This is a genomic window from Nonomuraea insulae (genome assembly GCF_042656245.1).
The window spans coordinates 113,833-133,295 of sequence record NZ_JBHSPA010000052.1 but is presented as its reverse complement, the minus strand read 5'-3'; the positions used below and the strand labels follow the sequence as shown (position 1 = coordinate 133,295).

18 protein-coding genes and 1 pseudogene are annotated in these 19,463 nt (G+C 69.5%); 11 read left to right on the top strand and 8 right to left on the bottom strand.

Translation table 11 applies throughout. The features are described from left to right. The 3 genes from ACFPZ3_RS40500 to ACFPZ3_RS40490 form a co-directional block, all read right to left on the bottom strand. The coding region (locus tag ACFPZ3_RS40500) for an ABC transporter ATP-binding protein (protein ID WP_379519664.1) at positions 1–455 on the bottom strand (455 nt) is incomplete at its 3' end. Next, a complete protein-coding gene (locus ACFPZ3_RS40495; protein ID WP_379519663.1) occupies positions 452–1,495 on the bottom strand; it encodes a FecCD family ABC transporter permease in 1,044 nt (347 codons plus the stop codon). The genes ACFPZ3_RS40495 and ACFPZ3_RS40500, both read right to left, overlap by 4 nt. Further along, positions 1,495–2,529: a FecCD family ABC transporter permease gene (locus ACFPZ3_RS40490; RefSeq protein WP_379519662.1), complete on the bottom strand. Its 1,035-nt coding sequence runs from the start codon at positions 2,527–2,529 to the stop codon at positions 1,495–1,497. Before ACFPZ3_RS40490 ends, ACFPZ3_RS40495 begins: the two co-directional genes overlap by 1 nt. A 100-nt stretch (positions 2,530–2,629) precedes the next feature. Between ACFPZ3_RS40490 and ACFPZ3_RS40485 the strand changes: the two genes are divergently transcribed. Continuing rightward, positions 2,630–3,595 (top strand): ABC transporter substrate-binding protein, encoded by a 966-nt coding sequence (locus ACFPZ3_RS40485; RefSeq protein ID WP_379519661.1) that lies wholly within the window; start codon positions 2,630–2,632, stop codon positions 3,593–3,595. A gap of 4 nt (positions 3,596–3,599) precedes the next feature. Here the strand turns inward: ACFPZ3_RS40485 and ACFPZ3_RS40480 are convergent. Beyond that, positions 3,600–4,039: pseudogene (locus ACFPZ3_RS40480) on the bottom strand (pyridoxal-phosphate dependent enzyme); the annotation flags it as partial. 249 nt (positions 4,040–4,288) lie between these two features. Between ACFPZ3_RS40480 and ACFPZ3_RS40475 the strand changes: the two are divergent. Continuing rightward, complete coding sequence (locus ACFPZ3_RS40475; protein WP_379519660.1) at positions 4,289–4,873, top strand: sigma-70 family RNA polymerase sigma factor; 585 nt, start codon at positions 4,289–4,291, stop codon at positions 4,871–4,873. Here ACFPZ3_RS40475 and ACFPZ3_RS40470 read toward each other — a convergent pair. Further along, the gene (locus tag ACFPZ3_RS40470) at positions 4,870–5,778 is read right to left on the bottom strand and encodes an anti-sigma factor RsbA family regulatory protein (RefSeq protein ID WP_379519659.1); all 909 of its coding nucleotides are present in this window, start codon (positions 5,776–5,778) and stop codon (positions 4,870–4,872) included. The two genes, ACFPZ3_RS40475 and ACFPZ3_RS40470, sit on opposite strands and share 4 nt — an antisense overlap. Before the next feature lie 54 nt (positions 5,779–5,832). Continuing rightward, positions 5,833–6,672, bottom strand: a complete 840-nt coding sequence (locus ACFPZ3_RS40465; protein ID WP_379519658.1) for an EamA family transporter — start codon at positions 6,670–6,672, stop codon at positions 5,833–5,835. 88 nt (positions 6,673–6,760) lie between these two features. Between ACFPZ3_RS40465 and ACFPZ3_RS40460 the strand changes: the two genes are divergently transcribed. The 4 genes from ACFPZ3_RS40460 to ACFPZ3_RS40445 all read left to right on the top strand — a co-directional run bounded on the left by ACFPZ3_RS40460 (position 6,761) and on the right by ACFPZ3_RS40445 (position 9,276). Next, positions 6,761–7,339 carry a helix-turn-helix domain-containing protein gene (locus tag ACFPZ3_RS40460; RefSeq protein ID WP_379519657.1) on the top strand — a complete coding sequence of 193 codons (579 nt, stop codon included), beginning with the start codon at positions 6,761–6,763 and terminating at the stop codon, positions 7,337–7,339. Between the two features lie 125 nt (positions 7,340–7,464). Next, complete coding sequence (locus tag ACFPZ3_RS40455; RefSeq protein ID WP_379519656.1) at positions 7,465–7,770, top strand: hypothetical protein; 306 nt, start codon at positions 7,465–7,467, stop codon at positions 7,768–7,770. A 30-nt stretch (positions 7,771–7,800) separates the two neighbouring features. Then, positions 7,801–8,595 (top strand): polysaccharide deacetylase family protein, encoded by a 795-nt coding sequence (locus ACFPZ3_RS40450; protein WP_379519655.1) that lies wholly within the window; start codon positions 7,801–7,803, stop codon positions 8,593–8,595. Between the two features lie 30 nt (positions 8,596–8,625). Then, positions 8,626–9,276 carry a DUF2461 domain-containing protein gene (locus ACFPZ3_RS40445; protein ID WP_379519654.1) on the top strand — a complete coding sequence of 217 codons (651 nt, stop codon included), beginning with the start codon at positions 8,626–8,628 and terminating at the stop codon, positions 9,274–9,276. A 50-nt stretch (positions 9,277–9,326) separates the two neighbouring features. On the opposite strand, the gene ACFPZ3_RS40440 is transcribed toward ACFPZ3_RS40445, so the two are convergent. Both ACFPZ3_RS40440 and typA read right to left on the bottom strand, forming a co-directional pair. After that, the gene (locus tag ACFPZ3_RS40440) at positions 9,327–11,849 is read right to left on the bottom strand and encodes a hypothetical protein (protein WP_379519653.1); all 2,523 of its coding nucleotides are present in this window, start codon (positions 11,847–11,849) and stop codon (positions 9,327–9,329) included. A 232-nt stretch (positions 11,850–12,081) separates the two neighbouring features. Continuing rightward, the gene (gene typA, locus ACFPZ3_RS40435) at positions 12,082–13,932 is read right to left on the bottom strand and encodes a translational GTPase TypA (protein ID WP_379519652.1); all 1,851 of its coding nucleotides are present in this window, start codon (positions 13,930–13,932) and stop codon (positions 12,082–12,084) included. Between the two features lie 361 nt (positions 13,933–14,293). Here typA and ACFPZ3_RS40430 point away from each other — a divergent pair, with 361 nt between their 5' ends. The 5 genes from ACFPZ3_RS40430 to ACFPZ3_RS40410 all read left to right on the top strand — a co-directional run bounded on the left by ACFPZ3_RS40430 (position 14,294) and on the right by ACFPZ3_RS40410 (position 19,418). Next, positions 14,294–15,037 carry an AMP-binding protein gene (locus tag ACFPZ3_RS40430; protein WP_379519651.1) on the top strand — a complete coding sequence of 248 codons (744 nt, stop codon included), beginning with the start codon at positions 14,294–14,296 and terminating at the stop codon, positions 15,035–15,037. Positions 15,038–15,089: 52 nt separating this feature from the next. Continuing rightward, positions 15,090–17,504 carry a LuxR C-terminal-related transcriptional regulator gene (locus ACFPZ3_RS40425; RefSeq protein ID WP_379519650.1) on the top strand — a complete coding sequence of 805 codons (2,415 nt, stop codon included), beginning with the start codon at positions 15,090–15,092 and terminating at the stop codon, positions 17,502–17,504. 79 nt (positions 17,505–17,583) lie between these two features. Next, positions 17,584–17,964 (top strand): AMP-binding protein, encoded by a 381-nt coding sequence (locus tag ACFPZ3_RS40420; RefSeq protein WP_379519649.1) that lies wholly within the window; start codon positions 17,584–17,586, stop codon positions 17,962–17,964. A gap of 219 nt (positions 17,965–18,183) precedes the next feature. Then, complete coding sequence (locus ACFPZ3_RS70340; RefSeq protein ID WP_465263585.1) at positions 18,184–18,660, top strand: hypothetical protein; 477 nt, start codon at positions 18,184–18,186, stop codon at positions 18,658–18,660. A 32-nt stretch (positions 18,661–18,692) separates the two neighbouring features. Further along, a complete protein-coding gene (locus ACFPZ3_RS40410) occupies positions 18,693–19,418 on the top strand; it encodes an alpha/beta hydrolase (RefSeq protein WP_379519647.1) in 726 nt (241 codons plus the stop codon). Positions 19,419–19,463 lie beyond the last annotated feature (45 nt).

Sequence of the window (19,463 nt, the reverse complement as noted above, 5' to 3'; positions counted from 1 at the left end):
GCCATGGCGATCATGATGCGCTGCCGCTGCCCGCCGGACAACTCCTCCAGCGGCCGCTCGGCCAGGTCGGCCAGGCCCGTCATGTCGAGCGCCGCCGAGACCGCGCCCTCGTCGTCGGAGGACCACTGCCGGTACCACGTCTGGTGCGGATGCCGCCCCCTGGCCACCAGATCGGCCACGGTCAGCCCTTCGGGAGCGGTGGGCGACTGGGGGAGCACGCCGAGGATCTTGGCCACCTCGCGGGTGGGGATCTTGTCGATGCACTTGCCGTCCAGCAGCACCTCACCGCCCTGCGGTTTGAGCAGCCGTCCCAGGGCGCGCAGCAGTGTGGACTTGCCGCAGCCGTTGGGGCCGATGATCGTGGTCACCGTGCCCGCCTCGATGCCGAGGTCGAGCCCATCGACGATGACGCGATCGCCATACCCGAGCTTGACGTCGGCGGCCTGCAGTCTCACTTTCGCGACCTCCAGATCAGATGGATCAGGTACGGGGCGCCCAGCACCGCGGTGACGATGCCGACGGGCAGTTCGAGCGGGGAGAACAGGGTCCTGGCGATCAGGTCGGCGGCCGTGGTGAGCACGCCCCCGATGATCGCCGAGCACAACAGCGGCGGCCGGCCCGAGCGGGCGAGCCGCAGCGCGATCTGCGGCGAGGCCAGGGCCACGAACGCGATCGGCCCGGCCGACGCGGTGGCCACGGCGGCCAGCAGCACGGCGGCCAGGATCATCAGGGCGCGGGCCAGGTTCACCCGGACGCCGAGCGCGGTGATCGTGTCGTCGCCGAAGCGCAGGGCGTCGAGCGAGCGGGTGCCGAGCAGGGTCAGCGGCACCAGGACGACCAGGGCCAGCGCCGTGGGTGTCACGTGCTCCCAGCCCCGGCCGTTGAGTGAGCCGCTGATCCAGACCATGGCGCGGCTGGTGTCGTTGACGTCCCCGACGGTCAGCAGCCAGAACTTGACGTTCGTGAACACGGCGGCCACGCCGATGCCGACCAGCACGAGGCGGTAGCCGTCCAGGCCGCGCCGCCAGGCCAGGCCGTACACGATGGCGGCGCCGAGCAGGCCGCCGAGCAGGGCGAGCGCGGGGATGCCGAGGGAGGCCAGCAGGCCGCTCGTGCCGCCGGCCGCGCTGCCGCTGGCCACGACGCCGGCCACCACGGTGACCGAGGCGCCGGTGGTGACGCCGAGGATCTCGGGGCTGGCCAGGGGGTTGCGCGCGATCGACTGGATGATCGCGCCCGACAGCGCCAGCGCGGCGCCGACGAGGGCGCCGGTGAGCGCGCGGGGCAGGCGCAGCTCCATGATCACGAAGTGGGCGGCGCTGTTGACGTCGAACGTGCCCGCGACCACCTCGGGCAGCGTCATGTCGATGTCGCCGATGCGCATGTTCAGAGCCATGAGCAGGACGAGCAGGACGACGCCCACCAGGGTGATGGTGACGCCACGCAGCCGTAGCCGCCAGGACAGTGCGCCGACGCGGAGGGGGAGAGTGGTCATCACAGTCGTACGGGCTTCCTGCGGCGTACCAGGGCGACGAAGAACGGGGCCCCGAGCAGCGCGAGCACCACGCCGACCTCCAGCTCGCCAGGAGGGGCCACCACGCGGCCGATCACGTCGGTGACCAGCAGCAGCGCCGCCCCGATCAGCCCCGAGTACGGCAGCAGCCACCGATGGTCGGTGCCCGACAGCGGCCTGGCGAGGTGCGGCACCATGAGCCCGACGAATGCCAGCGAGCCGCAGGCGGCCACCGACGCGCCCGACAGCAGGGTGACGGCGGCGACGCCGACGGTCCTGGTCATGGGGATGTTCTGGCCGAGGCTCCTGGCCACGTCCTCGCCGAGGGAGAGCGCGTTCAGGCCGGGGGCGTTGATCATCGCCAGCACCAGGCCGACCAGGATGAACGGCAGCACCTGCCACACCACGTCGGCGCCCCTGGCGGCGATCGAGCCCGCCTGCCAGAACCGGAACACGTCCATGGCCTGCTCGTCCAGCAGCACGATGGCCGAGGTCAGGGCGTACAGGAAGGCGCTGACGGCGGTTCCGGCGAGCGCGAGCGTGACCGGGGTCGGGCCGCCCCTGCCGCCCACCATGCCCAGCGCGAACACCGCCACGCTCGCCACCAGCGCGCCCGCCAGGCCGAACCAGATGTAGACGAGCAGGCTGGAGGCGCCGAGCAGGACGATCGAGGCCACCATCGCGAACGCCGCGCCCTGCGTGACCCCGAGCAGGCCGGGGTCGGCGAGCGGGTTGCGGGTGTGGCCCTGCATGAGAGCGCCCGCCACGCCGAGCGCGAGTCCGGCGAGGATGCCTAAGACGGTCCTGGGCAGGCGCAGCGAGCGGATGACGATGTCGTTCTCGGTACCGGTCGGAGTCATGAGCGCGTGCCAGGCGTCGGTGAGCGGCACGGGCTTGGAGCCGATGGTGATGCTCAGCACCACCGCGACCGCCACGGAGGCGAACAGGACGAGCAGGACGGTGAGCCGGCGGTGGCGGATGCCTTGGAGGCGCGGGGCGACGGCGGTTGCGCTCACCCATGTCCTCCTCAATGATTGCCCGATCCTGCTGAAGTATGCCAGCTTAGGCAGGGCTAACCTAATTTAGGGTTGCCTTACTTTTCGAGAGAGAGAACTGATGAGACCTCTGCGCGTGCTGGCCGGAGTCGTCCTCCTGGCGGGCCTGGCCGCCTGTGGGTCGGCGGAGACGAGTGAGCCTCCGCGGGCGGGCGCGGCCCCGTTCAGGACCGTCAAGCACGCGATGGGGGAGACGGTGATCCCCGCTCAGCCGAAGCGGGTGGTGGCGCTCGACCAGAGCTTCGTGGACGCGGTGCTGACGCTGGAGACGCCGGTGGTGGGGTACACGACGTATCGGTCGATAGATACGAAACTGCCCGACTACCTCGGGGCGGTCGCGCAGCAGTACGGCAAGGAGGCCACCCCGGTCGGCACCCTGGAGCAGCCGAGCCTGGAGAAGGTCATGGCGCTCAAGCCGGATCTGATCGTCTCGGCGAAGGTGCGGCACGAGGCGCTGTACGACAAGCTGTCGAAGATCGCGCCGACCGTGTTCAGCGAGACCACCGGGGCCATCTGGAAGGACAACCTGCGTCTCATGGGCCAGGCCCTGGGCAAGGAGGACCTGGCGGAGACGAAGATCAAGGAGTTCGAGGGGCGGGCGCGCACGATCGGCACGGCGATCAAGGAGAAGGACGGCGAGCTGCCGACGATCTCGATCGTGCGCTTCGCCGGCGAGCCGACGACCCGCCTGTACGTGGAGAACTCCTACTCGGGGGTGGTCATGAAGGACGTCGGGTTCCCGCGTCCCGAGGGCCAGCCGACCGACGAGAAGGCGATCGCGGTGGACGTGAGCCAGGAGCGGATCGCGGACCTGGACGCCGACCACATCTTCGTCGCGACATATCCGGATCCCTCATCTGATGGGCCGAAGGAGAAGTTCGTCGGCAACCCGCTCTGGGACAAGCTCAAGGGCGACAAGCACGAGGTCAGCGACCTGACGTGGATGAGCGCGGTGGGGATCCAGGGGGCGCACGCGATGCTGGACGACGTGGCCAAACTGTTCGGCGTGGATCCCGCCAAGCCCTGACGCGGGTCTCGGTTGCCAGATGGTGAGATTCCTCATAAATCGCACCGGGATCTTCAACCAAATGGCACCTCCCGCCGTAGAACTCGATGAGATGAATCTTCTCCGGCGAAGTGGAAGCGGGCGTCACCGCGATGAAGGACATACCGGCGAAATGTGCCTCGCTCACGGCAGTGGATCCGCTCGACGCCTCGACGACGGTCGTGGCGGGGCCGATCCAGCCGTCGGCCAGGCCGTACAGGAATAGAGAGCGGGCAAGACGGTGTTTCAGCGAACTATTGGGTGCACTGACTCGTCTTTCAGGTAGAGGTTTACTCCCCATCGCGAGGGCAGCGGAAAGACGTGCAGATGTGTGTCGCAGCTACGGTTGGCGTCGGCCTCGACCTTGCGTATGGCCTCAGTCACCCAGCGGCGTGTACCCGGGTCGTGACGGTCCACGAAACTCATCCTCATACGCTATCCCTTGTGACTCTCGCCACTATTACTGCAAGATTGGGTGGGTAGTGTTATGATAATGAGACTTGTCCGGCCGTGGACGTGACCACGCACGCCGCGAGCAGATGGACGGAAACCCCTTCTGGCCAAGGCGGAACCTCCCTAACGCGTCCCTTACCTGGGTCTTGCGATGATGGAACCGCCGTCAGGCGGCTTGTGCCGAAAACGGGGGATAGCGCAAGGGGGAATGAATTGATCACCATGACCGATGAGCAGCGTCAGGACTGGTTCGAGCGCGATGTCGTGCCCGTGACGTCGCAGCTGTTCGCCTCCGCCATGCGCCTGACCCGTAACACCGCGGACGCGGAGGACCTGGTTCAGGAGACGGTGGCGAAGGCGTACACCTCCTACCACCAGTTCCGCGAGGGCACGAACCTCAAGGCTTGGCTGCACCGGATCCTGACCAACAACTTCATCAACGACTATCGCAAGAAGCAGCGCTCGCCCAAGTTGTCGGCCGCCGAGGAGATCGAGGACTGGCAGCTGCACGCCGCCGAGTCACACAGCTCGACCGGCCTGCGCTCCGCCGAGACCGAGGCGCTCGACCGGTTGCCCGACAACATCGTGATGAACGCGCTGCGCTCCCTCCCCGAGGACTTCCGCGTGGCGGTCTACCTGGCCGACGTCGAGGGCTTCGCGTACAAGGAGATCGCCGAGCGCATGGGCACGCCCATCGGCACCGTCATGTCACGGTTGCACCGGGGGCGCCGTCAGCTTCGGGGGATGCTGGAGGAGTACGTGCGCGAAGAGGGCGCCGTGCGCCTTCCCGCCCAGCGCGCCGCCTAGGACTCCATCGACAAATGAAGGCGGACGCGTAACACGCCGCCTTCCGCGCGCAGCTCCACGAGGTCGCAGAGCTGTCTGCTGATCCAGAGCCCGTATCCCCGAGGGGATTCGGGCTCCGGTGGTATATAGCCGGGTAAGGGGTCGTCCAAGGCGCCCCCGGGGTCGGCGATCTCGCAGACCAGCTCGCCGTCGCGGACCCATATCGCGACCGTGCCGTATCCCGCCCCGTGCTCCACGCTGTTGGCCGCGATCTCGGAGACGCTGATCACCAGCGAGGTGATGAGGTTGCGGTCCATGCCGGCCGACCTGGCGTAGTCGCCGACGCTGTGGCGCAGCCGTTTGAGCTCTCTGCCGGTGAACCGGATCGTCGCGGCGTCGCTCGGGGGCTCGGGCAGCGGGGCCTGGTCATGGTCCAGCACCAGCTCGTGGGGCTCGACGAACCGGCCGCTCGTCACCTCGCCGTCCGCGCCGAGCAACACGGGGTGGTTGACCGGGGCGAACTCGACCACGTCGCCGGGGACCTTGCGCACGTCGTACAGGCACCACATGATCGAGGCCGCCGCGCGCAGCGCGGCGTTGACCACGGAGTCGCAGCGGATGAGCTCCCTGACGTCGCGCGGGCTCTTGTCCGCCCAGCTCGGCTCGCCGATCACGAGGGTACGGCGGCCGCGCGTGTACTCGTGGTAGGCGGCCAGCATCCGGTACGGGTGGTCGAACCAGGAGGAGGACAGCCGGCTGTCGATGCGCCCGGCCTCGGGCCCCAGGGCGTCGGCCAGCGCGGCCAGTTTGGCCGGGCCGACGATCACCAGCACGCGCCTGCCCTCGTCCAGCGCGGAACGCACGCGCGGTACGGCCAGGTCCAGAAAGGACTCGTCCGAGCTGTAAGGCACCGCTACGTGCTTCAACGACTCACCATCGGAACGTGCCCGCTCAGGGCGCACGGCCGAAACGTAGCAAGGCTAGAGATGCTGCGCAACGGCTATGAGCGCCACCGCGGCGAGCGCGCATAGCACGCCGCCCACCTGGACGGCCCGCAGCCGCTCCCCGAGCACGCGGTTGGCCAGCAGCAGCGTGCTCGCGGGATAGAGCGAGACCAGCACGGCGACCAGGCTGAGCAGGCCGTCCTGCTGCGCCAGCAGATAGAGCACGTTCGCGGCCATGTCGAGCACGCCGGCCGCCACGATGATGGGCAACGAGCCTGGGCCCGGCTTGAGCGCGCGCCGCGTGAGCAGGGCCAGCAGGCCCACCACCGACACCGACGACAGCCGGGCGCCGACCAGCGGCCACAACCCCGTCCCGTCGGGAGCCAGGGCGAGGAGGATGAAGAAACCGCCGAATCCGGCACCCGCGGCCAGCGCGACCAGCACCGACGAGAGCGACACGCGCCCGCCGCCGGACCTGTCCTGGCTGACCAGCAGCACCGAGCCCAGCGCCAGCACCACCCCGACCAGCGCCCAGAACTGCGGGCGCTCGCCCGTCGCCAGCCCGAACACCACCGGCAGCGCGGCCGAGGTGACCGCGGTCGTCGGGGCCACGACCGACATGACGCCGGTGGCCAGCGCGCGGTAGAACAGGGTCAGTCCGGCGGCTCCCGACAGGCCCGCGGCCAGCCCCCAGGTCAGGGCCAGGTTGCCGTACGCGCCCGGGAGCACGGGCAGCAGGGCGAGGATCAGCGCCAGGCCGGCGATCTGCGAGAGCACGACGACGGACAACACCTGGGAGCGTCGCGTGGCCAGGCCGCCGAAGAAGTCGGCGGTGCCGTACACGATGGCGCACGCGGTCGCCAGGATCACCGTCACCGGAGCCCTCCAGTTCAATGCATTGCACTGTTAGTACAACAGACAGAGTACATTCTGGTGCAAAAAGGAGTCACTAGACTGCACTCCCATGGAGGACCCGGAGCTGATCACCCAGGCCATCGCGAACAACGTCCGCGCCCAGCGCGCCCACCGCGGGCTGACCCTGGACGCGCTGGCCGCCAGGTCAGGGGTGAGCCGGGGCATGCTGGTCCAGGTGGAGCAGGGGCGTACGAACCCGTCCGTCACCACGCTCACCCGGATCGCCTCCGCGCTCGGCGTCACCGTGGCCAGGCTGGTCGAGGTCGCCGACGTGCCGATGGTGCGGGTGGTGGACAAAACGGACGTGGTGACGTTCCGCCAGGGCGACGTGCAGGCGCGGCTGCTGGTCGGCGCGGACATGCCGCTGATCCTGGAGTTGTGGGACTGGCGGCTGGCGCCGGGCGAGCACCACGACGGCGACGCCCACCCGCCCGGCACCCGCGAGATGCTGACGGTGCTGGCGGGTGAGCTGACGCTCAGTGTGTACGGCAAGAGTCACGTGATCGGCAAGGACGACGCCGTGCTCTTCACCGCCGACCGCCCCCACGTCTACGCGAACAGGGCCGAAGAAGAGCTCAGGTTCATCATGGTCGTCGCGGAGCCGCGCGAAGCGCACGATTCGGCCTGAGCGAAAATGCGCGAACACCCCCCGGATCACCCGGTGGAGTTTCATGATTACTCCATGTCTTGGACGGCTGATGCCCGTTGTTGGGTACATCCCTTGTGTACGGCGACGTCGGCAGGGGGTGGCGTGTGAGTGAGGCCCGAGGGGCGACGGAGAAGCTCCAGGCGGAGCTTCATGGTCTGGGCGTCACCAGCGCGTACGAGGTAGGCGACGACGAGACCATCTCGGTGTGGATCGGCCTGGTCGTGCGCTATAGAGATGGTTTTTACCGGTGGCAGGAAGGGCCGGTGAAACGTCGGCATCTGGGTACGGATCCGGTCGGATGTGCCATGCGCGTGGCGCGCCGCTACAAGGAATTGCAGACGGATGTCCCACTCTGGTGGGACGACCTGGACAGGGAGCTGCGGGGGGCACCGGTCCAGGATTATCCGTAGGCCCCCGCATGCGGCGTTTCGGGGGGAAGCATGCGCGTATGGGCCCTGCCGCTGGCCCTGCTCGCCCTGGTGAGTTGCGTCACCCAGTCGGTGCCGCGCCGCCAGCAGCAGTCCAGGGCGCCGGCCATGCCGGCCAGGCCGGTCGTCGTCGATCCTGTGGCGCTGGCCAAACGATTGGTGTCCATGCAGGCGGGCTGGCCGCGCAGCCGCAAGTTCGACTGCGCCAGGCTCAAATGCGTGGCCCTGACCTTCGACGACGGTCCCGGGGAGCACACGTGGCGGTTGCTCGACGAGTTGAGCAAACGTGACGTCAGGGCCACCTTCTTCGTCCTCGGGCAGATGGTGGCGGCCGACAGGGGCGGGCAGACGGTCCGGCGCATCGTGGGCGACGGCCACGAGATCGGCAACCACTCCTGGAGCCATCCGGCCCTCTCCGGGCTGCCGCTCGAGGAGGTCAAACGGGAGCTCAAGCACACCGAGGAGATCGTGCGGCGGCTGACGGGGGTGCGGATGCGGGTGATGCGGCCGCCGTACGGGGCGACGGACAAGAAGGTCGAGGCGGAGACGCGCAGGGAGGGCCTGGCCCAGATCCTGTGGAGCCTCGACACCCTCGACTGGCAGGACCGGGTCGCCTCGATCGTGGCCAAGCGGGCAGGCGACGCCAAACCCGGATCGATCGTCCTGCTGCACGACATCCACCGCAGCACCGTCGATGCCGTACCGGCGGTGCTGGACACGCTGAGCAAGAAGGGCTACACCTTTGTCACCGTCTCCGAGCTGTACGGCAAGACGCCCGCGCCCGGCCGGACCTACACCGAGCGCTGACTGTCGGTGGGACATGGCACCCTTGTGCGCATGGGTTTCACCGGCTTTCCCGACGAGGCGTTCCTCTTCTACGAGGGGCTTGAGGCGGACAACTCCAAGACCTACTTCGCCCAGCACAAACGGCTCTACGAGGAGGCCGTCCGAGCTCCCATGCTGGCTCTCGCCGACGAGCTGGCCGCGGAGTTCGGCGCCGCCCACCTCTTCCGGCCCTACCGCGACGTCCGCTTCGCCAAGGACAAGTCGCCGTACAAGACCCACCAGGGCGCCTTCGTGGATGCCATGCCCGGGATCGGCCTCTACGTGGAGCTCAGCGCCTCGGGCCTGTTCACGGCGGGTGGCATCTACTCGACCGCCTCCGACCAGGTGGCCCGCTACCGGGCCGCCGTGGACGAGGATCTCTCCGGCAAGCCCCTGGAGTCCATCGTGGGCTCGCTGGAGGCGGAGGGCTTCGAGATCCTGGGCGAGCGGCTCAAGACGCGGCCGCGAGGCTTCGACGAGGACCATCCCCGCATCGAACTGCTCCGGCACAAGTCGCTGTTCGCCGGGATGCGGTTCGAGCCCGCGGAGTGGGTGCACACGGCTGAGGTGCGCAGGCGGGTGGAGAGAACGTGGCGCTCGGCGGGGCCGCTGGTGGAGTGGTTGTGCACGCACGTGAGAGGCAGCGAACTACCACGCCGTTGAACGCCCGCCCATGACCCTTACCTCCGCTGCGGTGGTGCGCTGTGTGGGGGTCAGCGTGGGGCGGTGGTGGCGGTGGTTGTTATCTGGTCGCCTTTCAGGATGCGGTCCACGGTCTGGCCGGCGGCTGAGGAGGCTGCCGTCGTGCCGGCGGCCAGCACCAATGCCAGGGTCGGGGCGGCCAGGCTGCGGACGCTGCGGAGGTTGCGGACGCGTGCCCACGGCTCGCCCGCCAGATGCATGGTGCGCCACTCCCAGAACAACCCGAGCCCGATGCACACCATCATCACCTGCCCCACCACGATCCCCACCACCTGGGCCTTGTCGATCGCCCCGATGTCGGGCTCCGCGAGCGTCGACAGGTAGCCGGACAACTCGGTCAGCAGGGCGGCGGCGGTCAGGTGGAGGGCCTTGGTCATGGGCTGGGTGCCGCGGATCCGGGGGTAGAAGTAGCCGAAAAGGAAGCCGAAGGCGGGCAGGGTGATGAGGTAGCGCCCGTCGAAGATGAAGCTGGTCAGGTCCACGCCTTCGGGCCAGCCGTACACCAGGGCGAAGGGCAGGCTCAGGAGGAGGCTGACGGTGAAGGCGTGGATGCCGTTGTGCCAGGGCGTGCAGCCGGCGGTGGTGGCGAAGGCGGTCTCCGGGTGCCGCCCGTGCCGGTTCATGGCGCTCTCCAGGGCGCTGCGCTGCTGTTCGAAGTCGGCCATCGACAGGTCGCCGGCCCCGATCCTGCCGCGGCCGTACCGGTAGAGGTCCTGTTCGGAGACGAGGAGCAGGCGGTTGTGCAGGGCCGCGCGGACGAGCCGGCGGTGTTCCTCCTGGTCGAGGGGTTCGACGATGGTCACGCGCGGGCCCGTGAGGAGCCAGCGGGCGGTGCCCCAGGCCACCAGGGAGGTGATGGCGAGCAGGGGCAGGGGCACGTCGATGTCGGCCAGGGTCGTGCTGCCGCCGGGCGTGATGTACAGCACCATCAGTACGGCGATCATGGTGGATTCGGCGACCGGGTTGTCGATCGAGGCCACCTGCCCGCCGAGCCGCCTGAGCCGCAGCACCAGCATCACGAACCCGAGCAGCAGCAGCCCCAGCACGCCCCGCACGATCGGCGTGAGGGTGAGGCTGCCGATCATGGGCTCCTGCTGGGGCACGGCCAGGCTCCACGACCCCGAGTCGAGCCACTCGGTGGGCCAGCCCTGGACGAGCAGGCTGATGAGCACGGCGCCCACGACGGCCTGGCGCTTCCACTGCTTGGTCGCCACGGCCATCGCGGAGATCGGGATCAGGGCCCAGCCCAGGGCGAAGACGAGGCGGATGCTGTCGGGCGGGTACACCCCGGTCAGCAGCGCCCGCAGCCACAGCGCCGCCGCCAGCAGCCCGATCGCGGCCTCGGCGGACAGGACCGCGAGCCGTACGATCACCGGCCGTACCCCGAGGTCCACGCTGAAGGCGATCGCCGCGCCGGCCGCCGCGACGGCGGCCACCGCCCCGCCCGCCAGCAGGGTCTGGCCGGAGAGCTGGCCGTGCAGCCACGACCAGATCAGCATGCCGAGCCCGACCAGCACCCCCATCCCGGTCACGATCAGCAGGTCACGGGTGTTCCACGGCGGGCTGGTGGGCAGCACGCGGCCGGCGTGCCGCAGCGCGAGCAGGGGCACGGCGACGAAGAGGATCACGTAGGCCACCGCCGACCACTCCTCGGCGAACAGCGGGATCAGCAGTGTGGGGGCCGCGAGCGACAGCCCGATGACCAGCTCCCTGTTGGGCGGCCGCGCCCACCAGCCCTTGCCCAGCGAGCGCAGCAGGAACACGATCAGCGCGATCGCGGTGAGCACGCCGAGCGCCGTGGCCCACGAGAAGTCGTCCTCGACGACCACGTCGGCGAACCCGTAGGAGTCCGGGGCCAGCGTCATGCTCACCGGATAGGCCCCGACGGTGAACGCCAGCCGCTCCTGCTGCTCCTGCTCAGGCGTGATGCCCTCCAGGCGCAGCACGGTCCACTCGCCGGGCAGGACGGCGATCGACCGGCCGGTCACGATCAGGGGGAAGGCGTTGGGCGCGCTGAAGTCGAGCTTCAGCAGGTCGTCCGTGTCCAGTTGCCGCAGCAGCGTCACCGTGAACTGGGCGATGGTCCGCTGGGCGTCGCTGGTGAGGATCGGCGCCAGGCGCGTGGTGGGGGTCAGGCTGACGCCGTCCACCTTGATCGCGCCGAACGCGGCGTCGATGGCCTGCTGGAGTGTGCCGGGGAAGCCGGCGCCCTGGCGTAACGCCTCGATGAGCGTGTCGTCGGGGCTCATCTGGAGCCGGTGGACGACGGTCACCTTGACCTGGCGCTGCCTGGGGTCGAGGCGCCCCTCAGGCACCTGTTCCAGGTCGGCGTCGCGTGCTCTGGTGACCGTCACCTCGGTGCCGGCCTTGCGGGCCCACTGCGCGGTGGGGTCGGCGCGGGTGGCGGCGGCTACCCACGGGTTGGGCGCTGCGGCGCCTTGGGGCGGCGCAGGCCCCGCTACCGGTCTGGCTGCAATGGTGCACCAAACGATCGCCCCCAACGACACCAGAGCCAGCCCGAACGCGATTGCCATCCGGAGTTTTCCCACAATTTGGATGATTCTCCGGCGTGCGCGTTTGTTCTATCTCGTGGGGTCACGGTGTGATTACAGCTTATTCCCATGACAACTTTTCTTTACGGCGTGACACGGGAGAGTTCATCCATCGCACATGGCCGAGCCGGGGCGCTTACTGCCCGTACTTACCCAAAAGCCGCGTTTTGCTTGCAAAAAGCGAGCAAAACGCGGCCGGTGGTGAAAACTAGCTTCACGCCCGCTTGGCGCGAGCGGCGGCGCGGCCCCGGATGGAGGCATCGAGCACTACCTTGCGGATGCGCACGGTCGCCGGAGTGATCTCCACGCACTCGTCCTCGCGGATGAACTCCAGGGCCTGCTCCAGCGACAGGTTGCGCGGCGGGATCACCTTCTCCGTCTCCTCGCTGGTGGAGGAGCGCATGTTGGTGAGCTTCTTCTCCTTGGTGATGTTCACGTCCATGTCGTCGGACCGGGAGTTCTCGCCGACGATCATGCCCTCGTAGACCTCGGTCGTCGGCGCGACGAACAGCACGCCACGTTCCTGCAGGTTGAGCATCGCGAACGCGGTCACAGGGCCCGACCGGTCGGCCACGAGCGAGCCGTTGTTACGGGTGCGCAGCTCGCCGAACCACGGCTCGTAGGCCTCGAACACGTGGTGCACCAGGCCGGTGCCGCGCGTCTCGGTGAGGAACTCCGTACGGAAGCCGATCAGCCCGCGCGCCGGCACCACGAACTCCATCCGGATCCAGCCGGTGCCGTGGTTGGTCATGTGCTCCATGCGGCCCTTGCGCACGGCCAGGAGCTGGGTCACCGCGCCGAGGTAGTCTTCCGGGCAGTCGACCGTCAGCCGCTCGACCGGCTCGTGCACCTTGCCGTCGATGGTCCTGGTGACCACCTGGGGCTTGCCCACGGTCAGCTCGAAGCCCTCGCGGCGCATCTGCTCCACCAGGATGGCCAGCGCCAGCTCGCCGCGGCCCTGCACCTCCCAGGTGTCGGGCCGCTCGGTGGGCAGCACGCGCAGCGAGACATTGCCGACGAGCTCCTTCTCCAGGCGGTCCTTGACCATGCGGGCGGTGACCCTGGAGCCCTTTTCCCTGCCGACCAGAGGCGAGGTGTTGGTGCCGATCGTCATGGAGATGGCCGGCTCGTCCACCGTGATCAGCGGCAGCGGCCGCGGGTCCTCGGGGTCGGCCAGCGTCTCACCGATCATGATCTCGGGAATGCCCGAGATCGCGATGATGTCGCCGGGACCGGCCTGCTCGGCCGGCTTGCGCTCCAGCGCCTCCGTCATGAGCAGCTCGGTGATCTTGACTCGCTGGATCGACCCGTCGGTACGGCACCACGCCACCTGCTGGCCCTTGCGCAGGACGCCCTGGTGGATCCGGCACAGCGCGATGCGGCCCAGGTAGGAGGAGGCGTCGAGGTTGGTCACGTGGGCCTGAAGCGGCGCGCTCGGGTCGTAGACGGGCGCCGGGATCGTCGACTTGATGATGTCGAACAGCGGCTCAAGGTCCTCTGAGTCGGGCATGCCGCCGTCATCGGGCCGCGCCATGGCGGCCCGCCCCGCCTTGGCGGAGGCGTAGACGATCGGGAAGTCGATCTGCTCCGCCGTGGCGTCGAGGTCCATGAACAACTCGTAGACCTCGTCCACGACCTCCTTGATGCGGGCGTCGGGACGGTCGACCTTGTTGATGCACAGGATGACCGGCATCTTGGCGGACAGCGCCTTGCGCAGCACGAACCGGGTCTGTGGCAGCGGCCCCTCTGAGGCGTCCACCAGCAGCACCACGCCGTCGACCATCGACAGGCCGCGCTCGACCTCGCCGCCGAAGTCGGCGTGGCCGGGCGTGTCGATGATGTTGATGGTCATGCCGCTGTGCTGGACGGCGGTGTTCTTCGCGAGAATGGTGATGCCCTTCTCGCGTTCCAGGTCGTTGGAGTCCATCACGCGGTCGTCGACGTCCTGGTTGGCGCGGAACGCCCCGGACTGCCAGAGCATGGCGTCGACCAGCGTGGTCTTGCCATGGTCGACGTGCGCGATGATCGCGATGTTCCGCAGGTCGTCGCGGCTGTTCAAAGGCATGATGACGTCTCGCTCTGTGTTCGTGGGGGCGGCCGCGCGAAGTCGCGACGTTATAAGTCTAGTTGATCCCCCTGATGACAGGAGCGGGACGAGGTGGTGGCGAGCGTACGCGCGGGCACGAGGGCCTGTTCGAACGCCCTCGGAAGGCGTCTCAACTCGCGCCTGGTCGCCGCCTGGGTCCGGTCGTTCTTGCGGGCAAAACGGCGGTAAAGGGTGAATCGTCCATGGCAGGCCCGAACGCGCCGCGCCTCCAGTAGGCCGCGTTCAGCGGTCTGCTGCAAGTAGCGGGAACCGCACTTACATAGGTGCTTGCACAATTGTGCGCATGGCAATCTTGGTCCTCGTACCTAGATTTGACGGCATGACCTGGACTGAGCTCGTTATGGCTGCCGCACCCATGCAGGGCGACCAGCCGGCGGTGAGCGACGTCAGGACCGGTGAGGTGCTGTCGTACGCCGCCTTCGCGAGACGGGTCACCCGCGCGGCGGCCGGGCTGCGCGCCCAGGGCCTGCGCTACGGCGAGCAGGTGCTCGTGGACGTCCCCCTGGGCGCGACGTTGCCCGTGGCGGTCCACGCCGTCGCCTGGGCGGGCGGGGTCGCGGTGCTCACGGGCTCCGGCGCCGCCCGCATGATGATCACCCAGGACCGTTACGACCCCACCGAGGTGAAGGTGGACCAGGTCTTCTCCTTCCGGCCCACGCCGGGGACCAGGCCCTTCACCGACCTGCTGACCGCCGGGGCGGTCGAGTTCGGGCCGCTGGCGGGGCCCGCGGTCACGCTCGACGGCTCCCGGCTGTTCGACAACACCGAGCTGGCGACCGACCTGCGCAGGCTCGCCACCCGGCTGGTGGTGGGCAAGGACGACGTGGTGATCAGCGCGGTGAGCGAGCCGTTCCGCGGGCTGCGGGTGATCGATTTAGTGATGACGTCCGGCGCCCACGTCGTGGTCGCCCACGAGCCGAGTCTGGTCGGCTGCCGCGTGCTGGCCCAGGAGCGCCGGGCCACCGTGGTCGTCGCGCCCTATGACCTGGCCAGGCGGCTGCTCGGGGATCCGATTCTGCGTGTCGTCGACGAAAGGGCGATCGTGAGCTCGCTTGGCCTGTGAAAAGTGCGACACTGTGGGAGAGTGTGATCCTTCCGCGACGCAGGGTGAGCACATGCCAGATTCCCCTCGGCACAACCTTCCGGCAGAGCCCAACCGGTTCGTCGGCCGCGAGCGCGACCTGGACGACCTGCACGAGCTGTTCGGTGAGACACGCGTGGTGACGCTGTGCGGGGTCGGCGGCATCGGCAAGACCCGGCTGGCGCTGCAGGTGGCCGCCGGGCTGGTGCCGGCCTACCCGGACGGCGTCTGGCTGGTCGAGCTGGCCAGGTTCGGGCGGCCAGAGCTCGTCGAGCAGGAGATCGCCCGCGTGCTCGGCGTGGTCGAGGAGGCCGGTCGCCCGCTCCTCGACACCGTGACGGCCAGGCTCCGCGACCAGCGCTGCCTGCTGCTGCTGGACAACTGCGAGCACCTGGTCGACAGGTGCGCCGAGGTGGTCGCGGCGCTGACGGCGAGTTGCCCGTCGCTGCGCGTGCTGGCCACCAGCAGGGAGCCGCTGCGGATCGCCAGCGAGCTGATCTGGCGCGTGCCGCCGCTCGACCTGCCCGCCGCCGACTCGGAGGACGCCGAGTCCGTGCAGTTGTTCATGGACAGGGCGGCGGCCGCCGGCACCAGGCTGGGCGCCGAGAGCATCCACGACGTGGTGCGCCTGTGCCGGGCGCTCGACGGGCTGCCGCTGGCGCTGGAGCTGGCCGCGGCCCGCACCAGCCTGCTCAGCCCCGGCCAGATCACCGACCGCATAGACGACCGGTTCTCGCTGCTCACCACCGGCGGGCGCACGGCCCCGGCCAGGCAGCGCACGTTGCTGGCGGCCGTCGAGTGGAGCTACGACCTGCTCTCGGCCAAGGAGCAGGTGCTGCTGCGCCGGTTGTCGGTGTTCGCCGGGAACTTCGACCTCGACCTGGCCGAGCAGGTCTGCGCCGAGCGGCCCATCTCGGCGGGCGAGATCGTCGATCTGCTCGGCGGCCTGGTGGACAAGTCGCTCATGTTGTGCGACGAGAGCCGCAGGCGTTACTGGCTGCTGGAGACCATCAAGCGCTACGCGCTGGAGCGCCTCGACCAGGCGGACGAGCGTGAGGTCCTGCGCGAGCGGCACCTCAACGTGCTCTGCGAGCTGCAGGAGCGCCACTTCGACGGCGAGATCGTCGTGCCCCGCGCGCCCTGGCCCCAGCGGCTGGAGGCGCTGAGCGCGACCAGGAGCCTCGTGGACGACCAGCGGGTGGCGCTCGACTGGGCCGCCGAGTCCGGCAACGTGACCCTGGGGCTGCGCCTGTGCAGGACGAGCACGGGGCTGTTGCCGCTGGGGGGCAGCATGACGGAGATCGTCGGCTGGATCGAGCGGCTGCTCTCGCTGGACACGACCGGCGTGCCCGCCGACGAGCTCGCGCACGCCAAGGCCTATCTCGCGTACGGGCTGGAGGCCAGGGACGAGCTGAGCCGGTCGCTGGAGGTGGCCGAGCAGAGCCTGGCCGGGATGGCGCGGGACAACGTCTTCCCGCGCTGCGTCATGCACAGCCTCGTGGTCGTGGTGCTGCTGCGCATGGGCCGCTCCGACGACGCGCTGCACCACGCGGAGCAGGGCCTGGCCATGGCCACCGGCTCGGGAGACACCTGGAACCAGGCGGCGGGGCTGGCCGGGCTGTCGGCGGTGGCCCTGACCCGCGGGCGGTTGCGGGAGGCGCAGCGGCACGGTGAGGAAGCGCTCGCGCGGGCGAGCGAGCACGGCCACCGCTGGATCATGGCCAGGACCGCCGGCCAGCTCGGCGCGGTGGCCGAGGCGCGCGGCGACCTGGTGACCGCCAAGACGCACTACGAGATGGCCGTGCCCTGGCTGAGCGAGCTGGGCAGCGACCTCGAACTGGCGCGCTGCCTGGCCAGGATCGGCCGGGTGGCGGCGATGTTGCACGAGTTCGCCACGGCGCGCGAGCGGCTGGCCGCCAGCCTGGCTCTGGGCAGGGCCACCGGGCAGCGCCAGGGGGTGGCCAGATGCCTGGTGGGGCTGTCGGTGCTGGCCGAGTACGAGGGCGACCTGGAGGGCTCGGTGCTGGCGGCAGCGGCGGCGGCGGCCCTGCGGGAGTCGATCGGGCAACATTCGGCCACGATCAGGATCGAGGAGTTGCTCGTCAGGGCCCGGACGAAACTGGGCGACGGCCGTACGACCTCGTTGTGGTCGCGCGGACGGGCGATGAGCCCCGACGACGCCGCCCGCCACGTGCTGGAGGGCGAGCGGCTGGCGCCGAGGACGCAGGTGCCGGCCGAGCGGGTCAGGCACTCGTTGCTGACCGTTCGCGAGCAGGAGATCGCCGGGCTGCTCACCCGGGGGTTGTCCAATCGGGCCATCGCCGAGGAGCTGGTGATCAGCCCAGCGACGGTCGCCCGGCATATCGCCAACATCATGGAGAAGCTCGGCTATACCTCGCGGGCGCAGATTGCGGTGTGGGCGGCCGAGCATCCTGACACCTCCATGTAGCCGGGCGCGCAGTTCTGCATAGGGATCTGCATATTCCGCCCCATGTGTGCACGAGACGCCCCTCCTTACGGTGGGCCACATGGATGAGCACATCGTGATGGTGGACTCGGGCACGGGCCTGAAGCTCACCGAGGAACAACTGGACGAGAGGTCCGCGGTCGCGACCGTCCAGTTGCGGCGCAGGGGAGTGCGCGCTGGGGACACCGTGCTCATCTGCCTGCGCGTCGGCCCCGACCTGCTGGTGGCGACCGACGCGGTGATCGCGGCGGGCGGTGTCGTCTGGCCGCTGCCGGTCGATCTCGACGAGGCCACGTTGCGGGACCGCATCCAGGAGAGCGGCGCGCGGGTGATGATTTCGAACGTCCCGCAGGCGCTCGACGCGGCGGACGAATCACGCGTACGGATCATCATGAGCATCGCAGACCTGAGCGACTCACATTCATATCCGACGGGTCGCTGACTCTGCACGGAAAGTGATCGCATCGGGCCCGGCGGCGGAGGAGACTTGTCGCGAAGGTGATCCTCCCGCGATACCGCTTGGGCGCCCACATGACCGTGCACAACCTGCCCGTCGAGCCCAACCGCTTCATCGGACGCGCGCGTGACGTGGCCGAGCTGAGCGCGCTGGTCCGCGAGGAACGCGTCCCACCACGCCTGCGCGCTGCCGCTGCTGGAGGGCATGGACAACGAGATCGAGCTGGCCCGCTGCCATGCCCAGGTCGGCCGGGTGGCCGCGGGGCTGGGCGACCACGCGACCGCCAGGCGGCACGTGGCGGCCGGGCTGGAGCTGAGCAGGCGGGCGGGGCAGCGCAGGGGGATCGCGCGGGCGCTCATGGCCCTGTCGGCGCTGGCACGGGCCCAGGACGACCTGGAGGGCGCCGTGCTGGCCGGTTCGGCGGCCACGGCCCTGCGGGAGTCCATCGGGCAGTTCGGCACTCCTGGGCGCGTACAGGAGCTGCTGGGGCCGGCCAGGGACCGGCTCGGCGAGGGGCGGGTGACGCTGTTGTGGGCCAGTCGCGGGGGAGCTGGTGATCAGCTCGGCGACGGTCGCCCGGCATATCGCCAACATCATGGGCAAACTCGGCTTCGACGCCCGCACGCAGATCGATGTCTGGGCGGCCGACCACGAGGTCGACGCAGGGCGGACATAAGCTGATATCCATGCCTTTTGCGCCCAATTTCCCCGTCATGCTCAGAACCGAGGACGGGGTCCGCGTGGACGCCGCGCACACCCCCTCCGCCCATACGGACCTGGGCATCGTGATGGCGCACGGCTTCACCGGCTCGTGGCGGGACCGCACCGCGCGCCGCATCGTGCACGTGCTGAGCGGGTACGGCGGCGTGATCGCGTTCGACTTCCGCGGCCACGGGCGCTCCGGCGGCGAGAGCACGGTGGGCGACCTGGAGATCCTCGACCTGGAGGCCGCGGTCCTGCATGCCCGCGTGGCCGGCTACTCCAGGATCGCGGTCGTGGGCTTCTCCATGGGCGCGGCGGTGGCCGTACGGCACGCGGGGCTGCGCGGCGGGGTGGACGCCGTGGTGGCGGTGAGCGGCCCGGCCCGCTGGTACTACCGGGACACCAAGCCGATGCGCCAGGTCCACTGGGCCATCGAGCGGCCTCTCGGGCGGTGGGCGGCGCGGGTGGCCAAGCGCACGAGGATCGCGCGGGAGGAGTGGGACCCGATCCCGATGCCGCCCCACGAGGCCGCCGGGCTCGTCTCGCCGACGCCGCTGCTGATCGTGCACGGGGACGTGGACACGTTCTTTCCCCTCGATCACGCCGAGCAGATGTACGCCGGCGCGCGGGAGCCGAAGGAGCTCTGGATCGAGCGGGGATTCGGACATGCCGAGTCCGCTGCCAGCCCTGACCTCATCCGCCGAATTGGCAAATGGATCTCTTCGAACTTTTCGTGAGTAATACACGTCTACCTAGGGCGGATGGAAGGAAACCGCCGGGAG